The organism is Ruegeria sp. YKSF57, assembly GCF_059612585.1.
This window is the reverse complement of the sequence record NZ_JBXWQW010000086.1, coordinates 1-9,778: the sequence shown is the minus strand read 5'-3', so window position 1 is coordinate 9,778 and position 9,778 is coordinate 1. Positions and strand designations below refer to the sequence as shown.

Here is a 9,778-nt window from a genome sequence, read left to right as displayed (position 1 = left end):
GGGTTGCGATCAAGGTGCCAATAGACTGATCCATCCGGTCCACCATCGCGGCATAGGTTGCCATCTTGCGTGCTTCCCAGTCGTGGTTCTGTTCGGCGTCCCACGGGATCACGTCCGGGTCGCGGGGGCTGATCTGCCAGTTGGTTTGAAACAGCCCCATCGCGTTCATTGTTTCATGCCGTGTCGTGCGGGTGGCATCCCAGCCTTTTTCATAAACCCCGTCATAACGGGCGATATCCTCGGGGTGGGCATGCAGCGGCCAATGCGGCGCGGTATGGGCGAGGTACAGGAAGAACGGCTGCTCCATCGCCACCGATTCCTCGATCATACCGATGGCTTTTTCGGTAATCGCATCGGTGAAGTAGAAATCATCGGGAAAGGTTTCGACGCGGCTGTCATCTTCCAGCATGAAATGCGGTGAAAAGAAATGGGTCACGCCATCGACGATGCCATAGAAGCGGTCGAACCCGCGCTGGCGCGGGGTAGGGTGGTCGATGTCGCCCACTCGCCAACTGTCGACCTCGCGCGCCATGAAATCTCCGCCCACGTGCCACTTGCCCGACATGCAGGTGCGATAACCTGCGGCGCGCAAATGCTCGGCGATGGTGGCGGCGTCGTTGCGCAGGAATCCCCGATAGGCGGGCGTGCCCAGATCGGCCCCCATATGTCCGATCCCGGCATTGTGCGGGTATAGTCCGGTCAGCAACGAGGCGCGCGTCGGGCAGCAGCGGGCGCAGTTGTACATCGCCGTAAGCAATGCCCCGTTCGCGGCCAGTGCGTCGATATTCGGGGTGCGGATCTCGGACCCTGTGCAGCCAAGATCGGCAAAACCCATATCGTCGGCGAGGATCAGGATCACATTTGGTCGGATTGACATGGCGGTCTCCAATGTGCTGGGCACAGGAAAGCGCGATGCGGCAAAGCGAGCAAGAGCCTTGCGCTTATTCCTGGAATGTCATTTTAGCAAAAGCCCGCCATCGACCGGCATGTCGATCCCCGTGACATAGGATGCGCCATCCGACAGCAGGAACACCGCGACATTCGCCAGTTCCTCGGGCGTGCCGACCCGGCCCATCGGTACATAGCCGCCTGCTTCGCCCACCTTTTCATCGCTATCCCAGCGCGCCTGCAACGGCGTCAGGGTGAGCCCCGGATAGATCGCATTCGAGCGGATGTTCTCGGCCGCCAGTTGCATCGCCAGCGAGCGCGACAACGCCCCGACGCCGGCCTTTGAGGTCGAATAGGCGTCCTGCGGTTTCGGATCGCCGCGCAGGCATTGCGTGGTGGCAAAATGCACCATCGCGCCCCCACCAGTGCGCCGCATATGCGGCACCGCGGCCCGCGCGGTGTGCACCATGGATTTGAGGTTGATGGCAAAGACCCGGTCCCAGACCGCAAGGTCCATGTCGAGAAGCGAGGCGTCGCGGTCGAACCACAACACGCCCGCGACATTGGCCAGATAGTCGATTCGACCGAACCGTTCGGCGCCGGCGTCGATGGTCCGGGTGACGAAATCGGCATCGGTCAGATCGCCTTGGGCATACAGGCGGTTGCCGGTGTCGCCTTCCAGCCCTTCGGGTTCGGGTTTGACGTCGATGAGGATGGCGCGGCCGCCCGCCCTCAGGATCCGGTTGGCGATACTCAACCCCATGCCGCCGCCCGCGCCGGTCACGACCGCCACGCGGCCCGAAAAGTCAAAGGTGATCATTTGCCGGCACTCCTTTCCCGATACTTGTATGCGTCGGAGCAATTGAAAGGAGGTTTCCGGCCGCTGGGCAAGCCGCAAAAGAAAAACCGCGCCCGAGAGCGCGATTTTCAGAAAAACAGATGTGCGAAATTCTCAGCCCTGGCGAGCTTTGAATTTGCGCTGCGTCTTGTTGATCACATAGACGCGGCCTTTGCGACGCACGACCCGGCAGTCACGGTGCCGGTTCTTCAGCGAGCGGAGCGAGTTCCTGACCTTCATGGTCTGTCTCCAATCTGCGGCGCCTTCATCAAGGACGTGGCCAGCGCCTGGGTTAGCGGGTGCCTCGGGTCGGACCCGAAACAGTGAATAGATGGTGGGCGGTACAAGGATCGAACTTGTGACCCCTTCGATGTCAACGAAGTGCTCTACCGCTGAGCTAACCGCCCACTTTCCCTTTGCGTGACCTGCCCCATAACGAAATGGGGCGCGGAACCCCGCGCCGGTGGAGGGGTCTATAAAAGGAGTCGCAGGGGGGATCAAGGGGTTTGGCGGAACAATTTTCCGGTCTATGTTCGTTCCTGACAAGGAGAATCCATGCAGAACGTCGCCTATCATCTCAGCACCCCTGCGAATCGCACCTCTTGCGTGGTGTTTTCCTCGCCGCACAGTGGTCGCAGCTATCCCCCGGAGCTGCTGCGGCGTTCGGTTCTGGACCGCCATGTGATTCGCTCGTCCGAGGATGCGTTTGTCGATCTGTTGTTCGAACCGGCGGTGGAGTTCGGCGCGCCGCTTATCAAGGGGGCCGTTCCGCGTGCCTTTCTGGACCTCAACCGCAGCGCCGAAGAGCTTGACCCGGCGGTGATCGAAGGTGCCCGCCAGTACGGGCATAATCCGCGTGTGGCCTCGGGCTTGGGTGTGATCCCGCGCGTTGTGGCCAACGGGCGCGCGATCTATCGCGGTAAGCTTACAATGAACGAGGCGCGGCATCGGATCGACGCTTTCTGGCGGCCCTACCATGCCCGCTTGCAATCGCTGTTGGACGAGTCGCATCGCGCCTTTGGGCAGGCAATCCTGATCGACTGCCATTCCATGCCTCACGAGGCGGTGGCGAATATCGATCGCAAGCATTTAGGCCGCCCCGAAATCGTTCTGGGTGACCGTTTCGGTGCGTCGGCCGCGAACGAAGTGGTGGATCAGATCGAATCCGCATTTGCCGAGGCTGGCTTCAGGGTGATGCGCAATACGCCGTTTGCAGGGGCCTATGTGACCCAGTCCTATGGTCGCCCCTCCCGTCAGCAGCACGCAGTCCAGATCGAGATCGACCGCTCGCTTTATATCGACGAAAAACAGATCGTGCCGAACGAGCATTACCGCGATTTCCGCAAAAGGCTGCGCGGGGTCATCGCGCAGATCGCCGCCATCGGTCAGGAATCCGTGCCTCTGGCCGCCGAGTAATTCCAGAAAGTTCAGGCCAGCGCCGATACTGAGTTTTGACCCATTTCAAAAACCCGCCTAGTCTGATCGAAAAGGACGGGCTGTACGGTCATGACACATCGCGATTTACCGGGCATCACGGTTTCGACACTCGCGCGTTCCGCCCTATCGCTCGGTGGGGCGGCAACGATGGCGGCCTTTGCCTCGCTGATCGCGTGCTATGTCGGCTTTGTGCTCGAAGCCCTGTTCAGCCTGCCGGAGGTGCCGTTCAACCCGCATGTGCAGGCCGTGCTCATGTGGGGGTTGGCGCTGGTCGCCACCTATTTCGTGTGGTGCGATTACGAGCGCCACCACCGGACCCTGCCACTGGTCTTTGCCGTCGCAGCCGTCGTCATCCTGATCGCCACGCTCTACATCAGCTATGACCACCGGGTCGAAGCGCTGGCCTATGTGCTTTTGGTTATTGCGACCTTGCTGAACCAGAACTTTCTGCTCAGCGATCTCAACCGAACCGTCCAATCGCAGACGTCGGAAATTTCGGCCCTGAACGCCCAGCTGGAATCCCGCGTCGAACAGCAGGCGGGAGAAATCGGGCGTCTGGAACGGCTCAAGGAATTCCTCGCCCCCCAGATCGCCGAAGCCGTGGTCGAGGGCGGGCGCGAGGACCTGTTGCAGATCCACCGCCGGTACATCGCCTGCCTGTTCTGTGACATCCGCAACTTTACCGCCCTGTCCGAGGCGCTGGAACCCGAGGATGTGATCGACATTCTGCGCCGGTTCCATGACCGCGCAGGCGCACTGGTGGCCGAACGCGGCGGCACCATCGGCTATCGCTCAGGCGACGGGCTGATGGTTTTCTTCAACGATCCGGTTCCCTGTGACCAGCCGGTGCATCAGGTGGTGTTGCTGGCCCTGGATATCCGCGATGCGTTTTCCGACATCTGCGCCCCCTGGCGGCGCATGGGGCACAGCGTCGGCCTTGGGGCCGGCATCGACAGCGGCCACGCGACCATGGGGCTGGTCGGGCAAAAGGGCCGCGCTGATTACACCGCAATTGGCGGTGTCGTGAATATCGCGGCCCGGCTGTGCGACGCGGCGGGCGAGGATCAGATCCTCATTGGCCAGCGCGCCTATCTGGAGGTCGAGGACCAGGTAGCTGCCCAATCCATCGGTGCGCTGAATTTGAAAGGGTTGTCCAACCCTGTTGAAGCCTTCAGCATAACCGGATGGAACGGTGCGGGCGGACTATCTCAGTGACCGCCCCTTGACGATGGCGTCGCTGCCGAACCGTTTGCGGATTTCATCGGTGGCGCGTTCGGCCTTTGACCGACGCGCTGCGTCCGGATCCAGCAGATCGCCTGACATGTCCGCCTGTTCCGCGTCGCACAGGTCGGACAGACCGCAGCCCAGTAGCCGGTAAGGCCCCTGGTCTCCGACCTGATCGAACAGCCCGCGCGCGGTGCGATAGATCCGGTCGGCCATCTGGGTTGCATCCCTCAACGACACGCGTCGGGTCAGGATCTTGTGATTGGCCTTTTTCAGCTTCAACGTCACCACCCGCCCCGCCAGACCCTTGGCCTTGGCACGGTCGGCCACCTTTTCCGCCATCCGCCACAGGTGTCCGTCCAGAATATCGGCGTTGGCGGTGTCTTCGAAAAACGTGGTCTCGTTGCTGATCGACTTCATCGGCTCGTGCGCCGAGACTCGACGCTTGTCCTGTCCTCGCGCCAGATGCCACAGCCGATATCCCATCGAACCGAACCGCGCGGTCAACGCCTCCTGATCCCAGCGCAGCAAATCGGCAAAGGTCCGGATGCCGGCCCGTTCCAGCGATTCCTGCGCCGCTGGGCCAATACCCCAGATCAACCGCACCGGTTTGTTTCGCAGAAACGCTGCCGTCTCGGTCTGGCCGATCACCGAAAAACCTCGCGGCTTGTCGAGGTCTGAGGCGACCTTGGCCAAAAATTTGTTGTGACTTAATCCAATTGAGCCGGTCAGCCCCAGTTCGTCCTTCATCCGCCTGACCAGCCGCGCCAGCATTATCGCGGGCGGCGCACCATGCAGCCGCTCGGTTCCGGACAGATCCATGAACGCCTCGTCCAGTGACAGGGGTTCCACCACCGGGGTTAACTCGTCCATCATCGCGCGGATATGTTTCGACACCTCGGCATAGAGAGACATGCGCGGTTTGATCACCACCGCGTCGGGGCAGAGTTTTAGCGCCTGAAACATCGGCATGGCCGAGCGCACGCCGCGAATCCGGGCCACGTAGCAGGCGGTTGACACTACGCCGCGCTTGCCGCCGCCGATGATCACCGGCTTGTCCGCCAGTTCGGGATTGTCGCGCTTTTCCACCGAAGCATAGAATGCATCACAATCCATATGCGCGATGGTCAGATCGAAAAGCTCGGGATGCAGCCTGACCCTCGGGCTGCCGCAGGACGGGCAACGCCGGGCGTCCTCGAAACGGCTCAGGCAGTCGCGGCACAGGCCCGGCATCCTAGATCCTCAGGCTGGTTTGTTTCTGGAATGTCCAGTGCTGACTATACCACAAGCGGAACCAATCAAAGTCCCGGATTGCGGCAGAAGGGCTCTGTTAGAAAAAGAAATCCCCCCGCGAAGCTGAAGCGGGGGGAGAGGTAACGAACTTCAGGAAGAGAGAGTTCGTTGGGGAGTGTCTCGAGCTTAGAATCGCTCAAAACTTGACGTAGGGGCAAGCTTGCGCGAGCAGTTGTGAAAACTTGAGGGTTTCATGTGTTTTTGCGGGCACAGAGACAATATGGCGCGACAAGCCGCGAAAAAGGCCGCTGTTCAAACGTTTACGCTGCTATTTTGTGCGTTCCGGGACGGATTCCGTGCGATAAGTTCAATGCACACGCAACGCGCTCAACTCGTTTAGCACCGCTTCGGCGGCCGCCTTGGGGTTGGCGGCACGATAGATCGGGCGGCCAACCACGATATGATCGGCGCCGTCGCCGACAGCGCTGGCCGGGGTGGCTACCCGTTTCTGGTCACCCAGATCGGCGCCGGCAGGGCGCACACCGGGGGTCACGATCAACCGCCCCTCGGACTGCGGCAGAGCGCGGATCAACGCCGCTTCCTGCGGGCTGGCAATGACGCCGTCGGCGCCGGCTTCGAACGCTTTGGCCGCGCGTTCCGCGACCAGATCCTGTACATTGCCCGGCTTGATCAGCGCTGCATCCAGATCGGAGCGTTCCAGCGAGGTCAGGATGGTCACCGCCAGAATCTTCAGGTCCTTGCCCGCCGCACCTTCTTTCGCGGCCCTCACAACATGCGGATCGCCATGTACGGTCAGGAAATCCAGATCGAATTGCGCCAGCCCGCGCACGGCGTTTTCCACCGTGTTGCCGATATCGAACAGCTTCATGTCCAGAAAGATGCGCTTGCCGTAATCGTGCTTCAGCTCATTGGCCAGCGCCAGCCCGCCACCCGTCAGCATGCCCAATCCGATCTTGTAGAAATTCACCGCATCGCCCAGCTTTTGCGACAGGGCAAGACCTTCGAGAGCGTTGGGGACATCGAGGGCAACAATCAGGCGGTCGTCGGACATCGGGAAGGCTCCTTTTCGCAAGCGCCTGCGTCCTAGCGGGTTTGCGACGGTCTGTCCATGATCGGCGTAACTGGTCAAATGTCACAGAGCGGAAACCGGGCTATGTTATCGTATCCGCAATCACACCGAACAAAATGACAGTGGGACAGAAGATGAAGAAACGGTTTGCATTTGGATTTCTCGCAACAATTGCGGCATGTGGTGAATTACCGCAAGGTGGTGCGTCCGATGTCGGTGTTGCCCCGGCCCCGACCAATGACGATCTGCGGCTGGTGCGCGGTTACAGGTCTGAGGATGACTGGTGTCAGTTGACCGGCGAGACCGCCTTTACCGTCGATTTCCTCGATCACACTGCCGATCTTGTTTCGTGCCCCTCGGGCAGTGAGGCGGTTCGGTCGCTGGTCGACACGTTCGATGCGCGGCTGGTGGCCCAGACCGGCGGCTATTCCGTTTATACGATCCCGCGCGGATAAAACGGATTTCTGGTCTTTAGCTCTTGAAGCCACAGCGATATTCCCCAGATTGAATGCGAGGCCCAGACCAAAGCGTGCCGCCGAGCGGGCGCAAATATCCCGGGCGCTTGGAAAAGGAGAGAATGATGGACTTGTCGAAGTTCACTGAGCGGGCACGAGGCTTCGTGCAGGCAGCGCAGACAATTGCACTGCGCGAGGGGCACCAGAGACTGGCTCCCGAGCATATTCTGAAAGCACTGATGGACGACGAGCAGGGGCTGGCAAGCAACCTGATCAGCCGCGCCGGCGGCGCGCCGGCCCGCGTGGTCGAAGCGCTGGACGCAGCGTTGTCCAAGATCCCAAAGGTCAGCGGCGATGCGGGTCAGGTCTATCTTGATGGCCAGACCGCCAAAGTACTGGACGAGGCCGCCAAGATTGCCAAAAAGGCGGGCGACAGTTTCGTCCCGGTCGAGCGTATTCTGATGGCGCTCTGCATGGTGAAATCCAACGCCAAGGAGGCGCTGGAGGCCGGTGCCGTATCCGCGCAGAAGCTGAACGAGGCGATCAACGACATCCGCAAGGGCCGCACCGCCGACAGCGCCAGTGCCGAAGAGGGCTATGACGCACTGAAGAAATATGCGCGTGACCTGACCGAGGCTGCGGCTGCAGGAAAGATCGACCCGATCATCGGGAGGGACGAGGAAATTCGCCGCTCGATGCAGGTTCTGTCGCGTCGGACCAAGAACAACCCGGTTCTGATCGGTGAACCAGGTGTCGGCAAAACCGCGATTGCCGAAGGTATGGCCCTGCGCATCGTCAATGGTGACGTGCCAGAGTCGCTGAAGGACAAGAAGCTGCTGGCGCTTGACATGGGCGCACTGATTGCCGGTGCCAAATATCGTGGCGAGTTCGAAGAGCGGCTCAAGGCCGTGCTGACCGAGGTGACCGAGGCGGCAGGCGAGATTATCCTGTTTATTGACGAGATGCACACGCTGGTCGGTGCTGGCAAGTCCGAAGGGGCGATGGATGCCGCCAACCTGATCAAACCGGCGTTGGCGCGCGGCGAGTTGCACTGTATCGGTGCCACAACACTGGACGAGTACCGCAAGTATGTCGAAAAGGACGCGGCCCTTGCCCGCCGGTTCCAGCCAGTATTGATCGCTGAGCCGACGGTCGAGGACACGATTTCGATCCTGCGGGGCATCAAGGAAAAGTACGAGTTGCATCACGGCGTTCGCATTTCGGACAGCGCGCTGGTGGCGGCCTCGACGCTCAGCCACCGCTACATCACCGACCGGTTCTTGCCGGACAAGGCGATCGACCTGATGGACGAGGCCGCCAGCCGCCTGCGTATGGAGGTGGACAGCAAACCCGAAGAGCTGGATCAGCTGGACCGCAACATCCTGCAGATGCAGATAGAGGAAGAAGCGCTCAAGCTTGAGGATGACGCCGCCTCCAAGGATCGGCTTGCCACCCTGCAAAAGGACCTGGCCGAATTGCAGGAACGCAGCGCCGAGATGACCGCGCAATGGCAGGCCGAGCGTGACAAGCTGGCCAGCGCCCGCGATCTCAAGGAACAGCTCGACCGTGCCCGCGCCGAGCTGGACATCGCCAAGCGCGAGGGCAATCTCGCCAAGGCAGGCGAGCTGAGCTACGGCATCATCCCTGAGCTCGAGAAAAAACTGACGGTGGCGGAAACGCAGGAAGACAGCGGCCTGATGGCCGAGGAGACCGTGCGCCCCGAACAGATCGCCGCGGTGGTTGAACGCTGGACAGGCATCCCGACCGCCAAGATGCTGGAAGGCGAGCGTGAAAAGCTGCTGAGGATGGAAAAGGACCTGCATAAACGGGTCATCGGCCAGAACGCCGCCGTCAACGCGGTGGCCAATGCCGTACGCCGTGCGCGTGCCGGTCTGAACGACGAGAACCGCCCGCTGGGCTCGTTCCTGTTCCTCGGCCCCACCGGTGTCGGCAAAACCGAACTGACCAAGGCCGTGGCCGAGTTTCTGTTCGACGATGACGCCGCGATGGTGCGCATCGACATGTCCGAGTTCATGGAGAAACACTCGGTCGCCCGTCTGATCGGTGCGCCTCCGGGCTATGTCGGCTATGACGAGGGAGGGGTGCTGACCGAAGCTGTGCGCCGCCGCCCCTATCAGGTAGTGTTGTTCGACGAGGTTGAAAAGGCGCATCCGGATGTGTTCAACGTGTTGTTGCAGGTGCTTGACGACGGCGTTCTGACCGACGGTCAGGGCCACCATGTCGACTTCAAGCAGACGCTGATCGTGCTGACCTCGAACCTCGGTTCACAGGCGCTCAGCCAGCTGCCCGAGGGTGCCGACAGCGCACAGGCGCGACGCGACGTGATGGATGCGGTGCGGGCACATTTCCGCCCCGAATTCCTGAACCGGCTGGACGAGACGATCATCTTTGACCGGCTCAAGCGCGAGGATATGGACGGTATTGTCGATATCCAGCTTGCCCGCCTGAAGAAACGTCTGGCCAGCCGCAAGATCGAGCTTGCGCTGGACGAGGACGCACGGGAATGGCTGGCCAACGAAGGCTATGATCCGGTGTTTGGCGCACGGCCTTTGAAACGGGTGATTCAGCGCGCGCTGCAAAACCCGCTGGCCG

The 9,778-nt window shown here is 61.2% G+C and carries 9 protein-coding genes and 1 tRNA gene; 4 read left to right on the top strand and 6 right to left on the bottom strand.

What is annotated here, in order from left to right; translation table 11 throughout:
* From AC2FLX_RS21375 to AC2FLX_RS21360, 4 genes are all read right to left on the bottom strand, one after another.
* The coding region (locus AC2FLX_RS21375) for a sulfatase-like hydrolase/transferase (RefSeq protein WP_496875540.1) at positions 1-877 on the bottom strand (877 nt) is incomplete at its 3' end.
* Between the two features lie 78 nt (positions 878-955).
* Positions 956-1,708: an SDR family NAD(P)-dependent oxidoreductase gene (locus AC2FLX_RS21370; RefSeq protein ID WP_496748446.1), complete on the bottom strand. Its 753-nt coding sequence runs from the start codon at positions 1,706-1,708 to the stop codon at positions 956-958.
* A gap of 132 nt (positions 1,709-1,840) precedes the next feature.
* Complete coding sequence (gene ykgO, locus AC2FLX_RS21365) at positions 1,841-1,966, bottom strand: type B 50S ribosomal protein L36 (RefSeq protein ID WP_068338904.1); 126 nt, start codon at positions 1,964-1,966, stop codon at positions 1,841-1,843.
* Positions 1,967-2,058: 92 nt separating this feature from the next.
* Positions 2,059-2,133 (bottom strand) — tRNA-Val (locus AC2FLX_RS21360).
* Between the two features lie 148 nt (positions 2,134-2,281).
* On the opposite strand from AC2FLX_RS21360, the gene AC2FLX_RS21355 reads away from it, so the two are divergent.
* Positions 2,282-3,142, top strand: a complete 861-nt coding sequence (locus AC2FLX_RS21355; protein ID WP_496810905.1) for an N-formylglutamate amidohydrolase — start codon at positions 2,282-2,284, stop codon at positions 3,140-3,142.
* Between the two features lie 90 nt (positions 3,143-3,232).
* Positions 3,233-4,378 carry an adenylate/guanylate cyclase domain-containing protein gene (locus tag AC2FLX_RS21350; protein WP_496875539.1) on the top strand — a complete coding sequence of 382 codons (1,146 nt, stop codon included), beginning with the start codon at positions 3,233-3,235 and terminating at the stop codon, positions 4,376-4,378.
* On the opposite strand, the gene AC2FLX_RS21345 is transcribed toward AC2FLX_RS21350, so the two are convergent.
* Entirely contained in the window at positions 4,367-5,620 is a 1,254-nt protein-coding gene (locus tag AC2FLX_RS21345; RefSeq protein ID WP_480750235.1) for a DNA polymerase IV, read from the bottom strand. The two genes, AC2FLX_RS21350 and AC2FLX_RS21345, sit on opposite strands and share 12 nt — an antisense overlap.
* A gap of 367 nt (positions 5,621-5,987) precedes the next feature.
* The gene (gene pyrF, locus AC2FLX_RS21340) at positions 5,988-6,692 is read right to left on the bottom strand and encodes an orotidine-5'-phosphate decarboxylase (protein ID WP_496811477.1); all 705 of its coding nucleotides are present in this window, start codon (positions 6,690-6,692) and stop codon (positions 5,988-5,990) included.
* A gap of 152 nt (positions 6,693-6,844) precedes the next feature.
* Here pyrF and AC2FLX_RS21335 point away from each other — a divergent pair, with 152 nt between their 5' ends.
* Both AC2FLX_RS21335 and clpB read left to right on the top strand, forming a co-directional pair.
* A complete protein-coding gene (locus tag AC2FLX_RS21335) occupies positions 6,845-7,165 on the top strand; it encodes a hypothetical protein (protein ID WP_480750233.1) in 321 nt (106 codons plus the stop codon).
* Between the two features lie 125 nt (positions 7,166-7,290).
* Positions 7,291-9,778 (top strand): ATP-dependent chaperone ClpB (gene clpB, locus AC2FLX_RS21330; RefSeq protein ID WP_496875538.1); only part of this gene is annotated, 2,488 nt, incomplete at its 3' end.

Bases quoted from the DNA above. Each gene is read 5' to 3' on its own strand.
- AC2FLX_RS21370 (WP_496748446.1), bottom strand. From the start codon at position 1,708: ATGATCACCTTTGACTTTTCGGGCCGCGTGGCGGTCGTGACCGGCGCG.
- ykgO (WP_068338904.1), bottom strand. From the start codon at position 1,966: ATGAAGGTCAGGAACTCGCTCCGCTCGCTGAAGAACCGGCACCGTGAC.
- AC2FLX_RS21355 (WP_496810905.1), top strand. From the start codon at position 2,282: ATGCAGAACGTCGCCTATCATCTCAGCACCCCTGCGAATCGCACCTCT.
- AC2FLX_RS21350 (WP_496875539.1), top strand. From the start codon at position 3,233: ATGACACATCGCGATTTACCGGGCATCACGGTTTCGACACTCGCGCGT.
- AC2FLX_RS21345 (WP_480750235.1), bottom strand. From the start codon at position 5,620: ATGCCGGGCCTGTGCCGCGACTGCCTGAGCCGTTTCGAGGACGCCCGG.
- pyrF (WP_496811477.1), bottom strand. From the start codon at position 6,692: ATGTCCGACGACCGCCTGATTGTTGCCCTCGATGTCCCCAACGCTCTC.
- AC2FLX_RS21335 (WP_480750233.1), top strand. From the start codon at position 6,845: ATGAAGAAACGGTTTGCATTTGGATTTCTCGCAACAATTGCGGCATGT.